Annotated in this window: 22 protein-coding genes and 1 pseudogene; 12 read left to right on the top strand and 11 right to left on the bottom strand. The window is 58.3% G+C overall.

The annotated features are described in order from the left end of the window. Positions 1-289: 289 nt before the first annotated feature. Positions 290-613: a ferredoxin FdxA gene (gene fdxA, locus CES87_RS20475; RefSeq protein WP_128607538.1), complete on the bottom strand. Its 324-nt coding sequence runs from the start codon at positions 611-613 to the stop codon at positions 290-292. A gap of 141 nt (positions 614-754) precedes the next feature. Beyond that, positions 755-3,334: a DNA mismatch repair protein MutS gene (gene mutS / locus CES87_RS20480; RefSeq protein WP_128607539.1), complete on the bottom strand. Its 2,580-nt coding sequence runs from the start codon at positions 3,332-3,334 to the stop codon at positions 755-757. A gap of 187 nt (positions 3,335-3,521) precedes the next feature. On the opposite strand from mutS, the gene CES87_RS20485 reads away from it, so the two are divergent. The 5 genes from CES87_RS20485 to recX all read left to right on the top strand — a co-directional run bounded on the left by CES87_RS20485 (position 3,522) and on the right by recX (position 7,554). Next, positions 3,522-4,256 carry an XRE family transcriptional regulator gene (locus tag CES87_RS20485; RefSeq protein WP_128607632.1) on the top strand — a complete coding sequence of 245 codons (735 nt, stop codon included), beginning with the start codon at positions 3,522-3,524 and terminating at the stop codon, positions 4,254-4,256. Between the two features lie 441 nt (positions 4,257-4,697). Further along, the gene (locus CES87_RS20490; protein WP_128607540.1) at positions 4,698-5,261 is read left to right on the top strand and encodes a glycoside hydrolase family 19 protein; all 564 of its coding nucleotides are present in this window, start codon (positions 4,698-4,700) and stop codon (positions 5,259-5,261) included. Between the two features lie 171 nt (positions 5,262-5,432). Continuing rightward, the gene (locus tag CES87_RS20495) at positions 5,433-5,933 is read left to right on the top strand and encodes a CinA family protein (protein ID WP_128607541.1); all 501 of its coding nucleotides are present in this window, start codon (positions 5,433-5,435) and stop codon (positions 5,931-5,933) included. A gap of 83 nt (positions 5,934-6,016) precedes the next feature. Beyond that, a complete protein-coding gene (gene recA / locus CES87_RS20500) occupies positions 6,017-7,075 on the top strand; it encodes a recombinase RecA (protein WP_128607542.1) in 1,059 nt (352 codons plus the stop codon). Positions 7,076-7,083: 8 nt separating this feature from the next. Further along, positions 7,084-7,554 (top strand): recombination regulator RecX, encoded by a 471-nt coding sequence (recX, locus tag CES87_RS20505; RefSeq protein ID WP_128607543.1) that lies wholly within the window; start codon positions 7,084-7,086, stop codon positions 7,552-7,554. 43 nt (positions 7,555-7,597) lie between these two features. Here the strand turns inward: recX and CES87_RS20510 are convergent, their stop codons facing one another. Further along, the gene (locus tag CES87_RS20510; protein WP_128607544.1) at positions 7,598-8,716 is read right to left on the bottom strand and encodes a TIGR00730 family Rossman fold protein; all 1,119 of its coding nucleotides are present in this window, start codon (positions 8,714-8,716) and stop codon (positions 7,598-7,600) included. 482 nt (positions 8,717-9,198) lie between these two features. Between CES87_RS20510 and CES87_RS20515 the strand changes: the two genes are divergently transcribed. After that, entirely contained in the window at positions 9,199-9,399 is a 201-nt protein-coding gene (locus CES87_RS20515) for a hypothetical protein (RefSeq protein ID WP_128607545.1), read from the top strand. On the opposite strand, the gene CES87_RS20520 is transcribed toward CES87_RS20515, so the two are convergent. After that, positions 9,400-9,825, bottom strand: a complete 426-nt coding sequence (locus CES87_RS20520) for a PA3611 family quorum-sensing-regulated virulence factor (protein ID WP_128607546.1) — start codon at positions 9,823-9,825, stop codon at positions 9,400-9,402. Positions 9,826-10,011: 186 nt separating this feature from the next. Between CES87_RS20520 and CES87_RS20525 the strand changes: the two genes are divergently transcribed. The 3 genes from CES87_RS20525 to CES87_RS20535 all read left to right on the top strand — a co-directional run bounded on the left by CES87_RS20525 (position 10,012) and on the right by CES87_RS20535 (position 12,075). Next, entirely contained in the window at positions 10,012-10,755 is a 744-nt protein-coding gene (locus tag CES87_RS20525) for a tRNA-uridine aminocarboxypropyltransferase (RefSeq protein ID WP_128607547.1), read from the top strand. A gap of 231 nt (positions 10,756-10,986) precedes the next feature. Beyond that, positions 10,987-11,637 carry a response regulator transcription factor ErdR gene (erdR, locus tag CES87_RS20530; protein ID WP_128607548.1) on the top strand — a complete coding sequence of 217 codons (651 nt, stop codon included), beginning with the start codon at positions 10,987-10,989 and terminating at the stop codon, positions 11,635-11,637. 75 nt (positions 11,638-11,712) lie between these two features. Continuing rightward, positions 11,713-12,075, top strand: a complete 363-nt coding sequence (locus CES87_RS20535) for a diacylglycerol kinase (protein WP_095197038.1) — start codon at positions 11,713-11,715, stop codon at positions 12,073-12,075. Here the strand turns inward: CES87_RS20535 and CES87_RS20540 are convergent. Then, positions 12,072-12,998 (bottom strand): LysR family transcriptional regulator, encoded by a 927-nt coding sequence (locus tag CES87_RS20540; protein ID WP_128607549.1) that lies wholly within the window; start codon positions 12,996-12,998, stop codon positions 12,072-12,074. The genes CES87_RS20535 and CES87_RS20540 overlap by 4 nt on opposite strands. Positions 12,999-13,131: 133 nt before the next feature. Here CES87_RS20540 and fpr point away from each other — a divergent pair, with 133 nt between their 5' ends. Both fpr and CES87_RS20550 read left to right on the top strand, forming a co-directional pair. Then, positions 13,132-13,911 (top strand): ferredoxin-NADP reductase, encoded by a 780-nt coding sequence (gene fpr / locus CES87_RS20545; protein ID WP_008054100.1) that lies wholly within the window; start codon positions 13,132-13,134, stop codon positions 13,909-13,911. Between the two features lie 141 nt (positions 13,912-14,052). Further along, positions 14,053-15,111, top strand: coding sequence for an IS110 family transposase (locus CES87_RS20550; RefSeq protein ID WP_128605370.1), 1,059 nt, complete (start codon positions 14,053-14,055; stop codon positions 15,109-15,111). A 400-nt stretch (positions 15,112-15,511) separates the two neighbouring features. On the opposite strand, the gene tsaA is transcribed toward CES87_RS20550, so the two are convergent. The 6 genes from tsaA to rimO all read right to left on the bottom strand — a co-directional run bounded on the left by tsaA (position 15,512) and on the right by rimO (position 20,419). Then, positions 15,512-16,210: a tRNA (N6-threonylcarbamoyladenosine(37)-N6)-methyltransferase TrmO gene (gene tsaA / locus CES87_RS20555; RefSeq protein ID WP_128607550.1), complete on the bottom strand. Its 699-nt coding sequence runs from the start codon at positions 16,208-16,210 to the stop codon at positions 15,512-15,514. Positions 16,211-16,394: 184 nt separating this feature from the next. Beyond that, positions 16,395-16,829 carry an SDR family oxidoreductase gene (locus CES87_RS20560; protein WP_128607551.1) on the bottom strand — a complete coding sequence of 145 codons (435 nt, stop codon included), beginning with the start codon at positions 16,827-16,829 and terminating at the stop codon, positions 16,395-16,397. Between the two features lie 211 nt (positions 16,830-17,040). Next, a complete protein-coding gene (locus CES87_RS20565; RefSeq protein WP_128607552.1) occupies positions 17,041-17,511 on the bottom strand; it encodes a DUF1456 family protein in 471 nt (156 codons plus the stop codon). Positions 17,512-17,584: 73 nt separating this feature from the next. Further along, positions 17,585-18,295 carry an rRNA pseudouridine synthase gene (locus CES87_RS20570; protein WP_128607553.1) on the bottom strand — a complete coding sequence of 237 codons (711 nt, stop codon included), beginning with the start codon at positions 18,293-18,295 and terminating at the stop codon, positions 17,585-17,587. Positions 18,296-18,482: 187 nt separating this feature from the next. Next, positions 18,483-18,956 carry a GNAT family N-acetyltransferase gene (locus tag CES87_RS20575; protein WP_128607554.1) on the bottom strand — a complete coding sequence of 158 codons (474 nt, stop codon included), beginning with the start codon at positions 18,954-18,956 and terminating at the stop codon, positions 18,483-18,485. A 125-nt stretch (positions 18,957-19,081) separates the two neighbouring features. Then, entirely contained in the window at positions 19,082-20,419 is a 1,338-nt protein-coding gene (rimO, locus tag CES87_RS20580; RefSeq protein WP_128607555.1) for a 30S ribosomal protein S12 methylthiotransferase RimO, read from the bottom strand. A 288-nt stretch (positions 20,420-20,707) separates the two neighbouring features. Here rimO and CES87_RS20590 point away from each other — a divergent pair. Next, positions 20,708-22,608, top strand: a pseudogene (locus CES87_RS20590) (potassium transporter Kup). The last annotated feature ends 212 nt before the right edge of the window (positions 22,609-22,820 follow it).

A 22,820-nucleotide genomic window follows, 5' to 3' on the forward strand; every position in this document is an offset into this window, starting at 1 on the left:
TCTAACTGAAAAATAACTAAATTTTTATAGATTATAAGTATGTGACAGGCTGTTCTGGCTCGGGAGGGCAGTTGCTCTCAGCGAGGATCACATTAGTATCTGGGTTGTGTCGACGGACAGACACACCCTTCAAGGACGAGGGGAAGGACATCGCAGGAAGCGATTCATCAGGACGATGAAATGGAACACAGGGAATAGGGAAAAATGTGGGCGGGTCAAACCGCCCCTTTTTTTGCCTGTAGAAAAGCAAAAAGGCCCTTGTGGGGCCTTTTCAAGAACGCGCGGGTAATCAGCGTTCGAGTTGTTCGATCTTGCCTGGCTTGCCATCCCACTCGGCAGAGTCGGGCAAAGGATCTTTGCGCTCGGTGATGTTCGGCCAGACCTCGGCCAACTCCAGGTTCAATGCGATGAAGTTTTCCATGCCTGCAGGGATTTCATCTTCCGAGAAGATGGCCACGGCAGGGCATTCAGGTTCGCACAGTGCGCAGTCGATGCACTCATCCGGGTGAATCACCAGGAAGTTCGGGCCTTCGTAAAAGCAGTCCACCGGACAGACTTCTACGCAGTCGGTGTACTTGCACTTGATGCAGTTGTCGGTGACGACGAAGGTCATTTCTAATTTTCTCCTCAGGCGCGGCTTGCTGCGCCCCTTCACGTGGGGGTCGCAAGGTTCGGGAGCGATAGTCTGCAGGCCAGGCTATAGCCAGCAGCATCCCAAACCGCGCGAGATTCTAACAGCTTGCAAGGCTATGCGTTAGACCCGTGTCTTTAGTGTATAGAGCATTTCGAGCGCACGACGCGGCGTCATGTCGTCCAGATCAAGCCTGGCCAGTTCATCCAGCACCGGATGCGGCAGGCTGGCGAACATGTCGCTTTGCTGTGGCGCGGCCGTTTTGCCTTTGGCCGGCTTGGGCACTTCATGGGGCAGAGCGGTGTCTTCCAGGCGGCTCAAATGCTCACGGGCGCGCACGATCACTTCACTTGGCACACCGGCCAACTGCGCCACCGCCAAGCCGTAGCTCTGGCTGGCAGGCCCCGGCAGCACGTGGTGCAGGAACACGATGCGTTCGTTGTGCTCAGTGGCATTGAGGTGCACGTTGGCTACCAGGGGTTGGGCTTCCGGCAGTACCGTCAGCTCAAAGTAGTGGGTGGCGAACAGTGTGTAGGCGCGCAAATGCGCCAGTCGTTCCGCCGCCGCCCAGGCCAGGGACAATCCGTCGAAAGTACTGGTGCCGCGTCCGACTTCATCCATCAGCACCAGGCTGCGCTCGGTCGCGTTGTGCAGGATGTTGGCGGTTTCGCTCATTTCGACCATGAAGGTTGAGCGCCCGCCTGCCAGGTCATCGCTGGAACCGATCCGAGTGAAGATCCGGTCGACCAGCGACAATTCACAGCTGGCCGCCGGTACGAAACTGCCGATATGTGCCAGCAGCACGATCAGCGCGGTCTGGCGCATGTAGGTGGACTTACCGCCCATGTTCGGACCGGTGATTACCAGCATGCGCGTATTGTCATCGAGGCTCAGGTCATTGGCCACGAACGGCGTGGTCAGTACTTGTTCAACCACCGGGTGACGGCCCTGGCTGATACGCATGCACGGCTCGCTAACGAAACGCGGGCAGTTCAAGTCGAGGTTCAGCGCGCGCTCGGCCAGGTTGCTCAAGACGTCGAGTTCGGCCAGTGCCGCGGCGGTGTCTTGCAGCGGCGGCAATTGCGCGATGAGGTCTTCGAGCAGCGCTTCGTAGAGCATCTTCTCTCGAGCCAGGGCACGGCTCTTGGCCGACAACGCCTTGTCTTCGAAGGCCTTGAGTTCCGGCGTGATAAATCGCTCGGCACCCTTGAGGGTCTGACGGCGGATATAGTCGGCCGGCGCCGATTCGGCTTGCTTGCTCGGCAGCTCGATGAAGTACCCGTGGATGCGGTTATAGCCGACTTTCAGGTGTGACAGACCGGTGCGGGCCTTTTCGCGGGCTTCGAGATCGATCAGGAACTGCCCCGCGTTCTCGCTGAGCGACTGCAGTTCGTCGAGTTCACTGTCGTAGCCGGTCTTCAGCACGCCGCCATCGCGGATGACTGCGGGCGGGTTGTCGACGATGGCTTTTTCCAGCAGCGCGGCCAGTTCCGGATAGGTGCTGGTGGTGGTCGCCAGTTGTTGCAGGTGCGGGGCCTCAAGCTCGGTCATTGCCACTTGCAGCTCGGGCAGGGCGCCCAGGGCATCGCGCAGGCGTGCGAGATCGCGAGGGCGAGCGTTGCGCAGGCCGATCCGGGCGAGAATGCGCTCGATGTCGCCAATTTCTTTGAGTTGCGGTTGCAGCTTTTCGAAACGGTAACCGTCGAGCAGGCAGGTGATCGAAGTCTGGCGTGACAGCAAAATCTTCAGATCGCGTAGAGGTCGGTTCAGCCAACGGGTCAGCAAACGGCTGCCCATGGCGGTCTGGCAGCGGTCGACCACCGATTGCAGCGTGTTGTCCCGACCGCCGGCCAGGTTGGTGTCCAGTTCCAGGTTGCGCCGGCTTGCGCCGTCCAGCACCACTGTATCGTCCAGGCGTTCATGGCGCAGGCTGCGCAAGTGGGGAAGGGCTGTGCGCTGGGTTTCTTTTGCATAGGCCAGCAGGCAACCGGCGGCGCCGATGGCCAAGGTCAGATTTTCGCAACCAAAACCCTTCAGGTCCTGGGTCGAAAATTGCTGGCAGAGACTTTTCAGCGCCGAATCGCGCTCGAAATCCCACGGCGCACGGCGACGGACCCCACGACGTTTCTCCGCCGGCAGATCTTTGGGCCAGTCATCAGGGATCAGCAGTTCCACCGGATTGACCCGCTCCAGTTCCGCCAGCAGGTTTTCCCAGCCCTTGATTTCCAGCACGCTGAAGTTGCCGCTGGTGATGTCCAGCACCGCCAGGCCGAACAGGCGTTCATCACCCAGAACGGCAGCGATCAAGTTATCCCGACGTTCATCCAGCAGCGCCTCGTCACTTACCGTACCCGGCGTGATGATCCGTACAACTTGACGATCCACCGGCCCTTTACTGGTGGCCGGGTCGCCGACCTGTTCACAGATCACCACCGATTCGCCCAGCTTCACCAGTTTCGCCAGATAACCTTCGGCGGCGTGATAAGGAATCCCGCACATCGGAATCGCCTGCCCGGCCGACTGCCCCCGGGCGGTGAGAGTGATGTCCAGCAACTTGGCGGCCTTCTTCGCGTCCTCATAGAAGATCTCGTAGAAGTCACCCATGCGATAGAACATCAACTGGTCTGGGTGCTGGTTCTTCAGACGCCAGTACTGCTGCATCATCGGCGTGTGGGAAGACAGGTCGGAAACGGCTTTATTCATTGGGGATCGGAAAACTCGTTGAAAGTTGTGGGACAAAGGTGGGGCATCGGCCCGGCTTTTCCGCGATGGGCGCAAGATTAACATGGGCGGTCTGCCGGACGCAGGCATGAACGCCGCGTGGCCCGTTTATGCTGATTATGCGAATCAGCATTTGTTTTCTGTAAAGAGAACAAGCACTGTGCGCGTTATGCAAAAACGCAATGTTTCTACCGTCTTGAGAGCGCTGCTCGATCAGCACGGGATCTCCCCCACGGAGCTTCACCGTCGCACCGGCGTGCCTCAATCCACTCTCTCGCGGATTCTCGGCGGGAAGATCGTCGATCCTTCGGATAAACACATTTCGAAGATCGCCGAGTACTTCGCCGTGAGCACCGATCAGTTGCGCGGCCGCGCGGATGTCGCGCCGGTTGCCAATACCAGGCGTGATGAGTCGCATTCGGAACTCAAGGACATAAGTTTGTGGGACGACGATAGGCCAGTCGATGACGACGAGGTGTCGGTCCCCTTTCTTCGCGAGGTTGAATTGGCTGCGGGATCAGGAAGATTCGTCATCGAAGAGAGTGAGCGCTCTAGCCTGCGCTTCGGCAAGCGAAGCTTGCGTCATAACGGTGTGCAGTTCGACCAGGCAAAATGCGTGACCGTGCGTGGCAACAGTATGTTGCCGGTACTGCGCGACGGTGCCACGGTCGGGGTCAATGCCGGCAAATGCGGGATTGGCGACATCATTGATGGCGACCTTTATGCAATCAACCACAACGGCCAGTTGAGGGTTAAACAACTTTATCGCCTGCCTACCGGAATTCGTCTGCGCAGTTTCAACCGCGATGAACACCCGGATGAGGACTACAGCTTCCAGGAAATGCAGGAAGAGCAAATCGTCATCCTCGGTCACGTCTTCTGGTGGGGCATGTACGCCCGTTAACCTCCCTCGGTGTCAGATAAAACCCGCCCGCAGGCGGTTTTTTTCGCCTGCCAAAAACCCATAGAGTCGTCGTACACGGACTTTTAATGCGCTGATGCATTTTGTTGCGCGATGAAAATGCGTTTATGCATGGCTGTCTATGCGTATATGCATGCTCTTGATTCGTACCGCCCAACGAAGCGGCTCAATAAGAATCACGTACACACATATACACAACGCTCACTAATCACCCAAGGAGGCGTGACATGACGTGCAAACAGCAAGCGTTGCTGGAAATTCTTTCACTGGGTTCGACGACATAACACTGCGCAACAATTGAAGACGCCACCCTTGCTGATAGGGCCTGTAATCTCCGGTGGAACCGGGTTGTCGAGCCATTGGAGGCCTTTGCGCCGCAGACCCAAGCCTGTGAGTTATATCCGTTAATTGTTGGAGTGAGCGATGCATCTTACCGAGCAGCAGTTACGCAAGATCTTTCCAGACGCCCGCTCCCAAGCGGGCGTTTTCATTTCTGTTCTCAACGACTCCATGGCGAACCGCGCCATCAATACGCCCATGCGTATTGCTGCGTTCCTCGCGCAGGTCGGCCATGAGTCGGGGCAGTTGCGATACGTTCGTGAACTAGGCAGCGATCAATACGTAAGCAAATATGATACCGGTACGCTTGCTGCACGTCTGGGCAACACGCCGGAGCCTGATGGCGATGGGCAACGGTATCGTGGTCGGGGTCTGATTCAGGTAACTGGTCGCCACAACTATCGCCAATGCAGCCTCGGGCTGTTTGGCGACGAGCGTCTACTTGAATCGCCTGAACTGCTGGAGCAACCGCAGTGGGCCGCTGAGTCTGCGGCGTGGTTCTGGGAGTGCAACGGTCTCAATGAACTGGCTGATCGCGATCAGTTCAACAGCATTACCCGTCGCATCAATGGCGGTCTGAATGGACTGCAGGATCGCTTGCAGCTCTGGGCGCGGGCGAGGGCAGTGTTATGCCGGTCTTCGGTCTGATTTCAGCGGTGCTCCACGAATTATTGCCATCACCGATGCGGGCGACAGTGGGTGGATTGCCTGCAGGCCTGTCAGGCCTATCATCCGCTAACATCTTGATCGACCCTGTAACTTGCAAGCGTGATGCGCTCGTGTACGGTAGGTCTCATTCCGCCTCAACAGGAGATGACCGTGAAAGTAATCACCCAGCTGGCCGCTGACCTTGGCAGGCACTTGCAGATTCTCAACGCCCATGTCTCCACGGCGGAGTCCTGTACCGGTGGCGGGATCGCCGAGGCAATTACCCGTATCCCCGGCAGTTCGGCGTGGTTCGAGGCCGGCTATGTCACTTACTCCAATCTACAGAAGAACCTGCAGTTGAATGTACCTGTGGAGTTGTTTACCACGGTGGGGGCGGTCAGTCGTGAGGTGGTCGAGGCGATGGCTAGAGGCGCCCAGGACAAAAGTCGTGCGTTTTTTGCCGTGGCGGTCAGTGGCGTGGCTGGGCCGGACGGTGGTTCGCCGAGCAAACCGGTAGGTACGGTGTGGCTGGCCTGGGGCGTGGGTGAGCGGGTGTTCAGCGAGTTGCAGCACTTTCCCGGTGACCGCGACGAGGTCCGCCGACAAACGGTGAAGGCCGCGCTAGAGGGGCTGCTGCGCCATGCCGCGGCAGAAATCGCAAATGAGGGGTAGGCGATCCTCAACCGCTGTGGAATAATACTGTCTACTTATACAGGTGTTGGCCGTCAGGCCTTATTGATTACGTGAGGACTTTAATGGACGACAACAAGAAGAAAGCCTTGGCTGCGGCCCTGGGTCAGATCGAACGTCAATTCGGCAAGGGTGCCGTCATGCGTATGGGCGATCAGGACCGTCAGGCGATTCCGGCCATCTCCACTGGCTCTCTGGGTCTGGACATCGCACTGGGCATTGGCGGTCTGCCAAAAGGCCGTATTGTTGAAATCTACGGTCCTGAGTCTTCCGGTAAAACCACTCTGACATTGTCCGTGATCGCCCAGGCTCAAAAAGCCGGCGCGACCTGCGCATTCGTCGATGCCGAACACGCCCTTGACCCTGAATACGCCGGCAAGCTGGGCGTCAACGTCGACGACCTGCTGGTATCCCAGCCGGACACCGGCGAGCAAGCCCTGGAAATCACCGACATGCTGGTGCGTTCCAACGCGGTTGACGTGATCATCGTCGACTCCGTGGCGGCTCTGGTGCCAAAGGCTGAAATCGAAGGCGAAATGGGTGACATGCACGTGGGCCTGCAAGCCCGATTGATGTCCCAGGCGCTGCGTAAAATCACCGGTAACATCAAGAACGCCAACTGCCTGGTGATCTTCATCAACCAGATCCGTATGAAAATCGGTGTGATGTTCGGCAGCCCGGAAACCACCACTGGTGGTAACGCGCTGAAGTTCTACGCATCGGTTCGTCTGGACATCCGCCGTACTGGCGCGGTGAAAGAAGGTGATGAAGTCGTCGGCAGCGAAACCCGCGTCAAGGTTGTGAAGAACAAGGTAGCTTCGCCTTTCCGTCAGGCAGAGTTCCAGATTCTTTATGGCAAGGGCATCTACCTCAATGGCGAGATGATTGACCTGGGCGTTCTGCACGGCTTCGTCGAGAAATCCGGTGCCTGGTATGCCTACAACGGCACCAAGATCGGTCAGGGCAAGGCCAACTCAGCCAAGTTCCTGGCGGACAACCCGGAAATCGCCGCAACGCTGGAGAAGCAGCTGCGTGACAAGTTGCTGACTCCGTCAGTGATCGCGGACTCCAAGGCCTCTGCCGTCAAAGAGACCGAAGACGATTTGGCTGACGCTGATATCTGATTGCTCCGATGACGACCGCCGTACTCGATACACTCGTCGCGGTGCGGCGAACCGCAATGGACCTGCTCGCGCGACGCGAGCACGGTCGAGTCGAGCTGACGCGTAAACTGCGTCAGCGCGGCGCTCTCCCCGAAATGATCGAAGTAGCACTCGACCGATTGACAGAAGAGGGCTTGCTCTCCGAATCCCGTTACCTCGAAAGCTTCGTTTCCTACCGTTCCCGTTCCGGTTATGGCCCTTTGCGCATTCGCGAAGAGTTGAGCCAGCGCGGTCTGCAGCGTAGCGATATCGATCTCGCCTTGCGCGAGAGCGGGATCGACTGGCAGGTACAGCTGGAAGACACCTGGCGGCGCAAGTTCTCCGGGCAACTCCCGATAGAAGCACGGGAACGCGCCAAGCAAGGCAGGTTCCTGGCATATCGGGGATATTCCATGGAAATGATCAGCCGCTTGTTCAGTGGCCGAGGGATGGACGATTGACTGAAACGGCTCGCTATTTCGATAGCGGGCCGTTTTTTTTGCCTCAAGTAACCTTTGAGGGTTCCCGCGTGCGTTGCTGTGCCTGAGGCTTGGGTTGCGCCCAGTTTTCCGGCAGGTTGATGTAATCCACCAGCTCTCGCAACCGGCCATGGTCACGGGCGTTGAAGTTGAAGGCCAGTCGAGCCAAATGGCTGAACTGCGCTTCATCGTGCTCTTCGCCGCTATATGCATGCTGGTGAAAATGATCGCTCAGGCACAGGTCCGCGAATGCCTCCTGCATCTGTTCGAGTGCCCGGTCACTGAGCTTGTGGTTCATGCGAATCACGAACTGATGCTTGAGCCAGCGGCTGGAGTGGAAGTTGCTGTAAAACTGGTTGATGTGTTCGACGGCTTCCTCGGCGCTGTAGACCAGTCTCACCAGTTTCATGTCGGTAGGCAGGATATAACGATTTTCCTCCAGTTGCTGGTGGATGAAGTCCAGCGCCCCTTGCCAGAACCTGCCACCCGGCGCGTCCAGTAGCACTACCGGCACCAGCGGGCTTTTGCCGGTCTGGATCAGTGTCAGCACCTCCAGCGCTTCATCCAGGGTGCCGAAGCCGCCAGGACACAGCACCAGTGCATCGGCCTCCTTGACGAAGAACAGCTTGCGGGTGAAGAAGAAGTGGAAGGGCAGCAGGTTGGTTGTGCCGTTGACGGTGGGATTGGCGTGCTGCTCGAAGGGCAAGGTGATGTTGAAGCCCAGACTGTGTGTCAGGCCGGCACCTTCGTGGGCTGCAGCCATGATCCCGCCACCGGCACCGGTGATGACCATCATGTCCGAGCGTGCCAGCGCGGCACCGAGCTCCCGGGCCAGCGCGTACAGCGGATGTTCTATCGGTGTGCGGGCCGAGCCGAACACGGTGACTTTGCGTCGGCCCTTGAACTGTTCCAGCACCCGAAACGCGTGCTCCAGTTCGCGCAGGGCTTGAAGGGTGATCTTGGCATTCCAGCGATTGTGGTCTTCCTGGGCCATGCGCAGCACGGTCAGGATCATGTCGCGGTAGATGGGTATGTTCGGGCTGTTGGGTGAAATCAGATTGAGTTGTTCTTCGACCTTGCTGATGAGGTCGTGGCCGCTTTCTTGAAAATGACGGCTCAGGAGGTCATTCGGTTGGTAAGGCATTCAACTTCTCCTTCTGCACAGAACCCTCGGCTTCGACAACGCATTCGTCGACGCCACGACACTTCATGTGTCGCTGTCTGCCCAAGCCCATGCCTGGGCGATCCACTTGACCCGAATGGTCATCGGGTCATCCATACAGGCTCTGTTTTTCCCTTGGATGAAAGAAACGTTCGCACAACACAAGCGTAACGGGCAGCCCCTTTCCTGCCCTGAAAAGTTAACGTGGATACACTGAAATTTAGACCCTTACAGTGATTTGCGCTGCCTTGATCATTGCGCCGCAATTTTTTTCATGGCAACCGCTTATTGATGATTTGCAAAGTGATTTCACCGCCCGTCTGAACTTGTGCCGGGTGTTCTGTACTCTGATTTACTAAGTTACAGGTGTCATACGACAGCTTTGCGTCAAAGGCAGGGCGCACGGTACAAGCGGTAGAAGGATTTATCGCTCCATAAGAGCGAGGTGCAAGGAGGCGGGAGTCATGGCCAGAGTCATTCTGGAAATAGAGATCGATACGCAACTGTATCGATTGCTGAAGTCATCAGCCGAGACCAATCATTTGAGTCTCGAAGAGGAGTGCTGCCGACGACTGGAGGGAGCAGATCGGCGCTCGCGTTACTTGCAGGCACTGTTGGCAGATCTGCGCGCCGAGGATGAACAGCGGCGCGCCAAATCCAGATAGTTACTTCTTCTTCGCCGGTGTGACTTTCGGGCAATCCGATTCCTGGAAGCTTGCTGAGCCGACTGGGCGATTGGTTTTGACCTCGGTAAAGTCGTAACGCATGACCGCGCCCTTCTTCATCAGCTTGCGAAACCCTTCGTTTCTGCATACGGAGGCACCCAGCTGGAAGTACACCGCTTTCGGATCTTCGCGCATCTTCTGCGCGTGGCTGCTCTGCACGCTCAGGTGGTTGATCAGCACGTTGCCTTCGGCGGTGTAGCCTTGGTCAAGAATGTCTTCGTTGATCGCCCGTGGCGTGCCGACGCTGCTTTGTTCGGCGACATTTCGCAGCTCTCTGTTCAGATTCTGCTCACTCAGGGACGCAGCCTGAGCGTTGAAGGACGACGCCAGCAGAATGGCAGCGGTGGGAACGATAAGGCGCAGCATGAAACTCTCCTGGTTCAGTGACTGGTGGTTCGACCTGTCACGTGACTGTGCGTTCAGTGGCGGCGAATTATAGGGGAGCCTGTCTGGACGGTACAGGCTTGCGCCGGCCGCTCTGGTAAACTGCCGGTCTTTATTGCCCTGAGTGCTATTCGTGTCGAGTTTCCCTGTTTGCCGGTGTTGCCCACGATGAACCATGCCCCCAATGCCGTAGCCCGCCTGCGCGATCAACGCGAAGACGAAGGTATCAAGCCGATTCAGGCCCGAGGCTGGCGCGCAACCCGTTGCCGTGCCTGCCGTGTGATCGAGAGCCATTGTCTGTGCGCTTGGCGTCCGCAGGTCGAGACCCGATCCGGGGTGTGCCTGATCATGACCAGCAAGGAGGTGTTCAAGCCAAGCAATACCGGCTGGCTGATCGCCGATGTGGTGCGCGATAACTACGCGTTCATCTGGTCGCGGACCGAAATTGATCAGCAGTTGCTGGCGTTGTTGTCCGATCCGCAATGGCAACCCTATCTGGTATTTCCGGGCGAATATGTCGAGCCTGAGCGGGTGACCCACAGTGTGGCGCTTGATAGCGCCAGGCGACCGCTGTTCATTTTGCTGGACGCGACCTGGACCGAAGCCCGCAAGATATTCCGCAAAAGCCCTTATTTTGACGCATTGCCGATCCTTAGCCTGCTGCCTGAAAAACTCTCTCGCTATCAATTGCGTCGATCTACCCGCAGCGAACACCTGTGCACCGCGGAAGTCGCGGCGCTGTGCCTTGATCTGGCGGGCGATGTGCAGGCGGCGTCGGCACTGGATGCCTATTTCGATGTGTTCAGCCAACATTATCTCGGCGCTAAACGACAACTTGAAATGAACGTTGAAACACCCGCACATGCCGAGTTGCTGCCATTTGTACAGAATACTGCCTCTGTTATCTGCTGATTGTTGTCCATACTGCAAAGAACTGTAGTGGCCACGTGGCTTGACCCCCTGGCTTCGCTGGGCATGCTTGGCGCCGATCAGGGCGCGGCCGAAGTTTGATACGCCGTCTTCTTATGTGAATAGCTACGTAAATAGCTACGTGAATACTCACGTATTGGCGTTGAACGTGCCCCGTAGGTGCAGCTCCGTGGCTGTACCTCGAGTTGTTTGAAAAACAGGATCATTTGAAAAATGGCCACATACGAAATCCTGATTGCCGATGATCACCCGCTTTTTCGTTCCGCCTTGCATCAAGCGTTGACCCTTGGCCTTGGCCCGAATGTCCGTCTGGTGGAAGTGGCGAGCATTGCCGAGCTGGAAACCCGCCTGACAGAAAAGTCCGACTGGGATCTGGTGCTGCTCGATTTAAACATGCCGGGGGCATACGGTTTTTCCGGGCTGGTGCTTTTGCGCGGCCAGTACCCGCAGATTCCGGTGGTAATGGTCTCCGCCCAGGAAGAAGCCTCGGTGATGGTCAAGTCCCGTGAATTCGGCGCCAGCGGCTTTATTCCCAAGTCCAGCGACCTGAGCGTGATCCAGAAGGCCGTGCGTGCGGTACTTGATGGCGATGTGTACTGGCCACCGCAAGCATTCGAAGCGGTCAGCGTTTCCGGCGAGGCCAAAGCGGCCAGTGAAGGACTTGCCAGCCTGACCCCGCAGCAGTTCCGGGTGTTGACGATGGTCTGCGAGGGTTTGCTGAACAAACAGATTGCCTACGAATTGAGTGTTTCCGAAGCGACCATCAAGGCCCACGTGACCGCAATTTTCCGTAAACTGAATGTGCGAACCCGTACCCAGGCAGCGCTGCTCCTGCAACAACTTGAGTCAATTTCGAGCCATTGAGGGCTGGCGTCTTCACGCTTTTTTGACTTGGGTTAATCTAGTTTTTCCACTCCTTTTTGGTCAGTTGCCTACACTATGTCCCCTTTCAAAGGCCAGACCGGCCTGAAACGCATCCTTAATGCCTCTGGCTATTCCTTTGATGGCCTGCGCGCAGCCTTTACCGGTGAAGCAGCTTTCCGCCAGCTGGTTTTGCTCAACGTCATTCTGATCCCCTTGTCGTTCTTCCTGAACGTCAGTCGTGTCGAGCAGGCGCTGCTGATTGCAGTCTGCTTGTTGGCCCTGATTGTCGAGTTGCTTAACTCGGCAGTAGAAGCGGCCATCGACCGCATTTCCCTTGAGCGGCACCCGCTATCAAAAAACGCCAAGGACATGGGAAGCGCCGCGCAACTGGTGGCGTTGACCATGATCGCGTTGGTGTGGGCAGTGATTCTGCTTTAGGCGATTGTCGGCAGTACGATCTCGTCGCTGCGCTGGACCCCAGCGGTGAAAGCGCGGCACAGATCGAGGAACTCGCGCATCGCCGACGTCTGGTACTTCTGTTTGTGCCAGATGAAGTAGAACTGCCGCGCGAGGTCCAGATCCGGTGTCTCTACCGGCACCAGGCTGCCTCGGCGGAATGCGTCCCGCAGTGCCAGCCGCGAGATACAGCCAATCCCCAGACCAGACTCCACCGCGCGCTTGATCGCTTCGGTGTGCTCCAGTTCCAGTCGGATGTTCAGCGCGCTGCGGTGATGACGCATGGCCTGATCGAACGTCAGCCGTGTCCCCGAGCCTTGTTCGCGCAGAATCCAGGCTTCATGGCTCAGTTCGTCCATGGTCGCGGTGCCGCGTTTGGCCAGCGGATGCTGTGGCGCGCAAAACACCACCAACTCATCTTCGACCCAGCTCTGCACTTCGATGTCCGGGTGGCTGCAGTCGCCTTCGATTAGACCCAGATCAATTTCGTAGTGGGCCACCTGTTGCACGATATTGGCGGTGTTCTGCACATGGAGCTTGACCTGGCTTTCCGGGTGGCGCTGCATGAAACCGCCGATCAGCAGGGTTGCCAGGTAATTGCCGATGGTCAGGGTTGCGCCCACCGCCAGTGAGCCGAAACCGGATTTGCCATTGAGCAGGTCTTCGATTTCCTTGGCCTGATCGAGCACCGCCACCGCTTGCGGAAGCAGCTGTTTGCCGAGGGCGTTAAGGCTCAGCCGTTTACCGGCGCGGTCGAACAGCTGGCAGCTGGACTGGCGCTCCAGTTCGGTGACCGACGTGCTCGCCGCTGATTGCGAAAGGTTGAGCAAGCCCGCAGCACGGGACACGCTTTCCTGCTGGGCAACGGCGACGAATACTTGAAGTTGACGGAGAGTAAATCGCATATCGATATAACCGATAACCCTTATCTTAATAATCCATTTAACAGATATTGTCTCTGCTATTAGAATGCGATGCAATTGCGCACCGGTCATTTAGTGCAGTGATGCGTAGACAAATCCCCAGGAGTCCCTGTACATGAGCAACATGAACCACGAGCGTGTCCTCAGTGTTCACCACTGGAACGACACTCTGTTCAGCTTCAAGTGCACCCGTGATCCGGGCCTGCGCTTCGAGAACGGTCAGTTCGTGATGATCGGCCTGCAACAACCCAATGGCCGCCCGCTTATGCGCGCTTACTCGATTGCCAGCCCGAACTGGGAAGAGCATCTCGAATTTTTCAGCATCAAGGTGCCTGATGGTCCGCTGACTTCCCAGCTGCAGCATCTGAAGGAAGGCGACGAGATCATCATCAGCAAGAAGCCTACCGGCACGCTGGTGCTGGATGACCTGAAGCCTGGCAAACATTTGTACCTGCTCAGCACCGGTACCGGCCTGGCGCCTTTCATGAGCGTCATCCAGGATCCGGAAACCTACGAGCGTTTCGAAAAAGTGATCCTGTGCCACGGCGTGCGTTACGTCAACGAAGTTGCCTATCGCGAGTTCATCACCGAGCACCTGCCGCAGAACGAGTTCTTCGGCGACGCCCTGCGTGACAAGTTGATCTACTACCCGACCGTGACCCGCGAACCGTTCGAGAACGAAGGTCGTCTGACCGACCTGATGCGCAGCGGCAAGCTGTTCAGCGACATCGGCCTGCCACCGATCAACCCGCAGGACGACCGCGCCATGTTGTGCGGCAGCCCGAGCATGCTCGACGAAACCAGCGAAGTGCTGAACAGCTTCGGCCTGAAAGTCTCGCCGCGGATGCGCGAGCCGGGTGATTACCTGATCGAGCGTGCGTTCGTCGAGAAGTGACCGCAGGTCACCTGTAATTGGATGGACTCGCCCAAGCCGAGGCGTCAATGCGCCACGGTGGCAGTCTAAACAGCCAACGACAGCGAGGGCGAGTCCATGAAAAAGCATACTTCGATTGATCAATCCGTGTCTTCTTCCGATTTGTCGGCCTGCACAACCGTGGCGGTCGATCTGGCCAAGCAGGTCTTTCAGGTCGCCGGTGAAGACGTCCTCGGCCAGGTGCACTACGAGCAGCGGATCAAGTCGCGCGAGGCGTTTTATGAGTTTCTCCGCCAGTTGCCGCCTCATGTCGTGGTGCTGATGGAGACCGGCCCGGGGGCTCAAGCCTGGGCCCGGCAGCTGCAAGACCAAGGCAATCTGGCGCGGATTCTTCCAGCCGGTTTGGTGGCCACACATCGCAGCGGGCCTAAGAATGATCGCAACGATGCGCTGGCGATTCTGCGGGCTGGTCGCGATGAAAAGATCTGCGCAGTGCCGGTCAAAAGCGTTGCGGCGCTGGCAATGCAGGCGTTGCATCGCGCCCGCCAAGGCTATGTGCGTCGACGCACGGCGGTGAGTAATCAGATGCGCGGCCTGCTGCTCGAGCACGGCGTGGCCTTGGCGCAGGGCGATGTGGCGATCAGTCAGAAAATTCCGCGGGTACTGGAAGATGCCACCCAGCCGGTGCCGGGCCTGCTGCGTGAACTGATCGACGAACTGTTGGCCGAGTGGCGCCATTTGGGCGAACGCATCAGCGTGCTGACGGGGCGCCTGGAAGTGGCCGCCAACGCCGACATGACGGCGAAGCGACTGATGACTGTGCGCGGCATCGGCCCAGTCACTGCCACGGCACTGGTGGCCAAGGAAACCAAGCCTGAGCGATTTCCCAATGCCCGCAAGTTTGCCGCGTACTTTGGCATGGTGCCTGACCAGTACAGCAGCGGGCAAACGGTCCGGCTGGGGGACATGACCAAGCGAGGCGATGTGTATTTACGCAGCCTGATGATCCAGGGAGCCCATGCGGTGCTGCAACAACTACGACCTGATTCCCAGCAACCCGATGACCGCCGCTTGTTGCGCTGGATGAGCCGGCTGGGTCGTAAGGAGGCTGCGGTCAGGCTAGCCAACCGCAACCTGCGAATCGTCTGGGTGCTTCTCCAGAATGACCAGACTTATCGTCGCCAGGCTGGTGATGGCCAGCAAGCGACGATGAGCCACTGAGCGACAGAGTTCTGCCACCGAGGTACTAACTGTCCGGCCCTTTGCTGAAAAAAAATTGACCCCAGGTAAGACCGGCGTGGATTGATGCCTTAGCTCCTACTGGCCTTCGAGGCCTGACTGTAATCGGCATACCACGAGCTCTTCCAATTTTGGCCAGAAGCCGAAGACGGCTTCCTCGAATAGGCCTAATACATAGATGCAACGGGGCGGCGGTTTTTCAAAAGCGGGTAGACAGTGGGGCGAGTCCATACATAGGAGCTGGCTTGCCAGCGATGGATTTGAATTCACCGCGTTTTCCCGGTGAGCACGCGTCATCGTTTACGACCATCGCTGGCAAGCCAGCTCCTACAAAAGCCCGCGTTGCCTGAGAAGGTAGAGCGGGCTTTTTTGTTTCTGGTGTTTACACCTTCGCCGGAATGACTTCAAGGATTCGGATCGAATCCGGCGTCGGATAGTGCCAACGCACATCCAGATCCCAGAATTGCGCGCCATATTCCCGTTCGGGCGCCGGTGTCTGGTATGCCGGGCGTGGATCTTGCGCCAGACATTGCTCGATCAACTCGACCAAGGGTTCTGCAAGGCGTTGAGCGTGCCCGTGAGCCTGTTGCAGGGCGCTATCGGTCCACTGCACAGGAATCAGTTGCGGCGCGGCGCTGGCGATGCTGTTGGAGGCGTTATCGACGATATCGGCATAGGGCACGTAGGGTTTTATGTCGAGAATCGGCGTGCCGTCCAGCAGGTCAATGCCGGATATCCACAGGCGATCGGCCTCCACCTTGTCCAGTTTGACCACTGACTGGCCAATGCCGTTGGGGCGGTGGGTGGCGCGGGTGGCAAACACGCCCATGGACTTGTTGCCACCCAGGCGCGGTGGGCGGACTTTCAGTCGTGGCTTTTCTTCCAGGGCTTGATGAAACAGGAACAGCAACCAGACATGGCTGACCTGCTCCAGGCCCTGCACCGCATCGCCTTGATCGAAGGGCGCCACCAGTTCCAGTACACCGCGCGCGGCCGGAGCCAGTTGCGGTTGGCGCGGGATGGCGAACTTCTCCTTGAAACAGGAGCGTACGAAGCCGATGGGGGAGACGCTGTAGGTCATGGTTTGGGTCGAGGCGGGGAAGAGGCGGGCATGATAACCCGATCGACCTGTGTTCAGTGGTGCCTATGACGGCCCTTTCGCGAGCAAGCCCGCTCCCACATTTGATCTTCAGCGAACACAATCTTGTGTCCGACAAAGATTAAGTGTGGGAGCGGGCTTGCTCGCGAAGGCGTCACCGCCGATCTCAGAGGCTAAAGCCACCATCCAACGGAATGATATTCCCGGTCATGTACGCCACGGCCGTGCTCGCCAGACTGATCGCCAATGCCGCCATTTCCTCCTCGCGGCCCCAGCGCTTCATCGGAATCAATGCCGTATCCTGCGCCAACGCCTGCTCATCCTTGCCGATGTGCTGCGTCATCTTGCTCGGAAAGCGCCCGGGCGCGATCACATTGACGTTGATGTGCTGGCTCATCAGTTCCCGCGCCAGAATCCGCGAAAGCTGATGCAGCGCCGCTTTGCTTGGTCCGTAGGCGTGCTGGCAGGCTTCGGCGTCACGGGCGCAGACGTACACGGTGGCACCAGCCTCGACATAGGCCTTGGCGATCATTTTGCCGATACCACGGGTGCCGCCAGTCACTAGAGCGGTGCGGTCTCGCAGGGAAAAATAGGGATGCATGGCGAATCCTGAGAACTGAGGGTCTTTACACCCTAGTCGTCAGCCGCCGGAAGCGTAACCACTATTTTTGCGCGCAATGGGGGCTATGCAGCCTTGAACTGCTACCGCCCCTGTAGGAGCACAGCTTGCTGGCGATGGCGTTTTGAAGATCGCCTTCGCCAGCAAGCTGTGCTCCTACAGGGGCGGTGGCAGCTCAAGATTCGGGGGCGATTTACTGCGGGCGTACGCGCAGGGTCAGGCCCTTGAGGAAGTTGCGCAGCAACTGGTCGCCGCACGGGCGGTAGTTGGTGTGGCCAAACTTGCGGAACAGTGCGCTCAGCTCAGGCTTGGACACCGGGAACTCGGCGGCCTTGAGGATCGCGTGCATGTCGTCTTCTTTCAGTTCGAAGGCCACGCGCAGTTTTTTCAGGATGATGTTATTGGTCACCGGCACTTCGATGGGCATTGGCGGACGACTTTCGTCCTTGCCACGTTTGAAGGTCACCAGACCATCGAGGAAGTGCGCCATGACCTCGTCCGGGCAACGAACGAAGCCTTCCTCGTCTTCCTCTTTCTTGTCGAGGTACGTCAAAAGGTCTGCCAGGCTCACGTCCATGCCGCCGAGCTTGATGATCTCGATGACTTTCTTGTCGCTGATGTCGAGCATGTAGCGCACGCTGCGCAGTACGTCGTTATGAATCATGTGAGCAGTCCTGATATTCAGCAGTGGGCGCCGCACAACAGCGGCGCCGAAATATGTGGCGACGTGAAAAGTCTTAGAACTTCTCTTTGCCGGACAGGTAGCGCCATTGCCCCAGGGGCACTTTGCCGATGGACACGCCGCCGATACGAATGCGGCGGATGGCCACGACCTTAAGGCCGACGGCTTGGCAGAACAGGGCGATCACCCCCGGTTGCGGGTTCTTCATGGCGAAGCGCAGACGGTTTTCGTTCTGCCAGCTGGCCTTGACCGGTGGCAGTTCCTTGCCTTTGTAGGTCAGGCCGTGCTGCAAACGGTTGAGGCCATGCTCGACCATGTTGCCTTCGACCTCGACCACGTACTCCTGCTCGATCTTGCTGGCATCGGCGGTGAGCTTGCGCAAGATCTTCCAGTCCTGAGTGAATACCAGCAAACCGCTGGCATTGGCCTGCAGGTCGGTGCTGGCGGTCAGGCGCTGGAAGTGGCCCTTGAGTGGGCGTTTGCCGTAGCGGTGTTCTTCGCTCAGGGTCTCGGCGCTGAGGGTTGCCATGGCGCTGTCCGCGTCCATGCCGGCGGGCACGTTGAGCAGGATGGTCACCGGTTCCGGCGCGGTCGCCTTGGCGTCCTTGTCGAGTTCGACTTTCTGGGTGCCGACCTTGAACTGCGGCTCATCGATGACTTCGCCGTCGACGGTGACCCAGCCGCCCTCGATGAACAGCTCAGCCTCTCGACGGGAGCAGCCGACGAGTTCGATGAGGCGTTTGGAGAGTCGAATCGGGTCAGTCATGACAGGGCCGTAACGAAAAAAGGGGTGGGCATTGTACCTGCCTGGCGCCGGTTAATCCCGGAACCTTTTGCGCCGCGTGGCAATTCGTGTAGGAGCTGGCTTGCCAGCGAGCAGGCCTGAGAGTCTTGCAGCGATCAACCGGCCGCCTTCGCTGGCAAGCCAGCTCCTACAGTTATTCTGTGTTGTGTCAGCCATGTTGGGAATTTTGCCGGTTTTGACGCAGGCGCATATGCAGCAACGGATACGGCTGGCCCATACCATCGACTTCCGAGCGACCGATCACCTCGAACCCCTGTTTGAAGTAAAACCCCAGGGCTTGCGGGTTCTGTTCGTTGACGTCCAGCTCGTCGGCATTCAGGTGTTCCATGGCATAGCGCAACAACTGCTTGCCCAGGCCCTGGCCGCGATGCGCCGGGTCGATGAAGAGCATTTCGATTTTGCCCGCTGCGACGCCGGCGAACCCGGTGATGCGCTGGCGTGAGTCTTTTGTGCAGATCAGCATCACCGCGTCGAGATAGCGGGTCAGCACCAGGTTCTTCAGTAGTTCGATGTAGCTCTCTGGCAGAAAGTCATGGGTAGCGCGCACTGACGCTTCCCAGACACGTGTCAGTTCCTCGTAGTCGCTGAGTTTCGGTGTGTGGATGACCGAATGTTGGCGCATGGCCGGCTGCTCCCTATGTTAATCGCCGTCGCTCTCAAGTTTGCGAGTTCCTTCTCCCACAAAACGATAGCCGTAAAAAAGCCCGCATCTCGTCAAGAGAGCGGGGCTTTTCATGTTTTTTTTGTTTAGATCTGTTCGGCCCAGAGATCGTATTCGTCAGCGTCGGTCACTTTGCACCAGACCTTGTCGCCTGGCTTGAGGTTGCTGGCGTTGTCGATGAACACGTTGCCGTCGATTTCCGGGGCATCGAAGAAGCAACGGCCGACCGCGCCTTGCTCGTCGACTTCATCGACCAGCACTTCGATTTCGCGGCCGATGCGCATTTGCAGGCGCGCCGAGCTGATGGCCTGCTGGTGCGCCATGAAGCGCTCCCAACGGTCCTGCTTGACGTCATCGGGTACTACTTCCAGATCCAGATCATTGGCGGGTGCGCCTTCAACCGGCGAGTACTGGAAGCAGCCGACGCGGTCGAGCTGGGCTTCGGTCAGCCAGTTCAGCAGGTACTGGAAGTCTTCTTCGGTTTCGCCGGGGAAACCGACGATGAAGGTCGAACGAATGATCAGGTCCGGGCAGATCTCGCGCCAGTTCTTGATGCGCGCCAGGGTCTTGTCTTCGAACGCAGGGCGTTTCATCGACTTCAGCACTTTCGGGCTGGCGTGCTGGAACGGGATGTCCAGGTACGGCAGGATCTTGCCGGCGGCCATCAGCGGGATCAGCTCGTCGACGTGCGGGTATGGGTAAACGTAGTGCAGGCGCACCCAGACACCAAGGGTGCTCAGGGCCTCACAGAGTTCCGTCATGCGGGTTTTTACCGGCGCGCCGTTCCAGAAGCCTGTGCGGTATTTCACGTCGACACCGTAGGCGCTGGTGTCCTGGGAGATCACCAACAGCTCCTTGACGCCGGACTTGACCAGGCGCTGGGCCTCGTCGAGCACATCGCCCACCGGACGGCTGACCAGTTTGCCGCGCATCGACGGGATGATGCAGAAGCTGCAGCTGTGGTTGCAGCCTTCGGAAATCTTCAGGTAGGCGTAGTGGCGCGGGGTCAACTTGATCCCTTGCGGCGGCACCAGGTCAATCAGCGGGTTGTGATCCTGACGCGGCGGCACGACTTCGTGCACGGCGTTGACCACTTGCTCGTATTGCTGCGGGCCGGTAACGGCCAGTACGCTTGGGTGCACTTTGCGGATGTTGCCTTCTTCGACGCCCATGCAGCCGGTCACGATGACCTTGCCGTTTTCCTTGATGGCTTCGCCGATCACTTCCAGGGACTCGGCCTTGGCCGAATCGATGAAGCCGCAAGTGTTGACCACCACGACATCGGCGTCCTGATAAGTGGACACAACGTCATAGCCCTCCATACGCAGCTGGGTCAGGATTCGCTCGGAGTCGACCAGTGCTTTGGGGCAACCCAGGGATACGAAGCCAACCTTTGGATTGGCCGGCGCAGGAGTGGTGGACATGTCTAACCTCGGTATTTGTGACGCCTCCAGCCGACAACGGCAAGGCGACAGACGGACGCTTATTTGCGTCTCTGATCAAAAAGTGCGCAATTCTAGCGATGAGACGTTCACTTGACCAGCTTTATGCAGGGAAATACGACGAGTGCTGCGCTATGCTTCGCGCCGTTGGGCTTTACCAATTTTTTACAGTCAATAAAACGTCTGTAACAACAGGTAAAACAGCGCATGCTGCATCACAAAGCATAGTGCTTCGTTCGAAGAAGCCGGTCTGGGAATCAGGAGTGTTGGATGGGTCAGGCAAGTAGTCATGCGGCGGGCGCCGGGCATTCGACGGCAAAGCCGATCGGCATGCTGGTCGCGGCGGTCGGGGTGGTTTATGGCGATATCGGCACGAGCCCGTTGTACACCCTCAAAGAAGTGTTCTCCGGTGGCTATGGCGTGCCGGTGAACCATGACGGCGTGTTGGGGATTCTGGCGCTGATCTTCTGGTCACTGATCTGGGTCGTGTCGATCAAGTACATGATGTTCGTGCTGCGCGCCGACAACCAGGGCGAAGGCGGGATCATGGCTTTGACCGCGCTGGCCCGGCGGGCGGCGGCGGGTCATGCCAGGTTGCGCACCTTTCTGGTGGTTTGCGGGTTGATCGGGGCGGCGCTGTTCTATGGCGACAGCATGATCACCCCGGCGATTTCCGTGCTGTCGGCCATTGAAGGTCTGGGGCTGGCATTCGATGGCATCGACCATTGGGTGGTGCCGATATCTCTGGTGGTGCTGGTCGCCCTGTTTCTGATCCAGAGTCATGGTACCGCGCGTATCGGCATCCTGTTCGGACCGATCATGGTGACCTGGTTTCTGGTGCTCGGGGCGCTGGGCGTCTACGGCATCATGCAGCATCCGGAAGTGTTGCAAGCGGTGAATCCGGTTTGGGGCGTGCGCTTCTTCATCGTGCATCCGGGCATGGGCGTGGCGATCCTTGGCGCAGTGGTGCTGGCATTGACCGGTGCCGAAGCGCTGTATGCCGACATGGGGCACTTCGGCCGTAAGCCGATTGCCCGTGCGTGGTTCATCCTGGTGCTGCCGGCGCTGGTGCTGAACTACTTCGGCCAGGGCGCACTGTTGCTTGGTGACCCGAGGCAGCTCGCAACCCGTTTTATCTGCTGGCGCCAAACTGGGCTTTGATTCCGCTGGTCGGCCTGTCGACCATGGCCACGGTGATTGCTTCGCAAGCAGTGATTTCCGGGGCGTTCTCTTTGACCCGTCAGGCGATCCAGCTGGGTTACATCCCGCGCATGCACATCCGCCACACCTCCAGTGCCGAGCAGGGTCAGATCTACATTGGTGCAGTGAACTGGGCGTTGATGGTCGGCGTGATTTTGCTGGTGATCGGGTTCGAATCTTCAAATGCCCTGGCTTCGGCCTACGGCGTGGCGGTGACTGGCACGATGCTGATGACCACCATTCTTGTGGCGGCAGTGGTATTGCTGTTGTGGAAGTGGCCACCGATCCTGGCGGTGCCGCTGTTGTTTGGTTTCCTTTTGGTCGATGGTTTGTATTTCGCCGCCAACGTGCCGAAAATCGTGCAGGGCGGGGCATTTCCGGTAATCGCCGGTCTTGCATTATTTGTGCTGATGACCACCTGGAAGCGCGGCAAGCAATTGCTCGTGGATCGTTTGGACGAGGGTGGACTGCCGCTGCCGATTTTCATCAGCAGTATCGCTGTGCAACCGCCGCATCGAGTACAGGGCACGGCCGTGTTCCTGACCGCGCGACCGGACGCGGTGCCTCACGCGCTGTTGCATAACCTGCTGCATAACCAGGTGCTGCACGAGCAGGTAGTGCTGTTGACGGTTGTGTACGAAGACATCCCGCGGGTGCCGCCTAATCGGCGCTTCGAGGTCGATTCCTACGGCGAAGGTTTCTTCCGGGTGATCCTGCATTTCGGCTTCACCGACGAGCCGGACGTGCCGCAGGCGCTGAAACTGTGTCATCTCGATGAGCTGAATTTCAGCCCGATGCGCACCACGTACTTCCTCAGTCGCGAGACGGTCATCGCCTCCAAACTCGAAGGCATGTCCCGCTGGCGCGAGGCGCTGTTCGCCTTCATGTTGCAGAACGCCAACGGCAATCTGCGCTTCTTCAATCTGCCGCTGAACCGGGTGATTGAGTTGGGGACGCAGGTGGAGATGTAATTCTCGTCAAAAAGCCCCCGGTATCTTTTGGTAGCGGGGGCTTTTTATTGCCTGGCAATTGATCCCCATCCGATGAAGATCCCTGTGGGAGCGGGCTTGCCCGCGATGACGGCGGCAGATCCGACATTGATGTGGCAGACATACCGCTATCGCGGGCAAGCCCGCTCCCACAGGAATTTGCGGCGTGTGGATTACTTGAGTACAAATGAAAA

Source organism: Pseudomonas sp. ERMR1:02 (genome assembly GCF_002277815.1).
Classification (GTDB): domain Bacteria; phylum Pseudomonadota; class Gammaproteobacteria; order Pseudomonadales; family Pseudomonadaceae; genus Aquipseudomonas.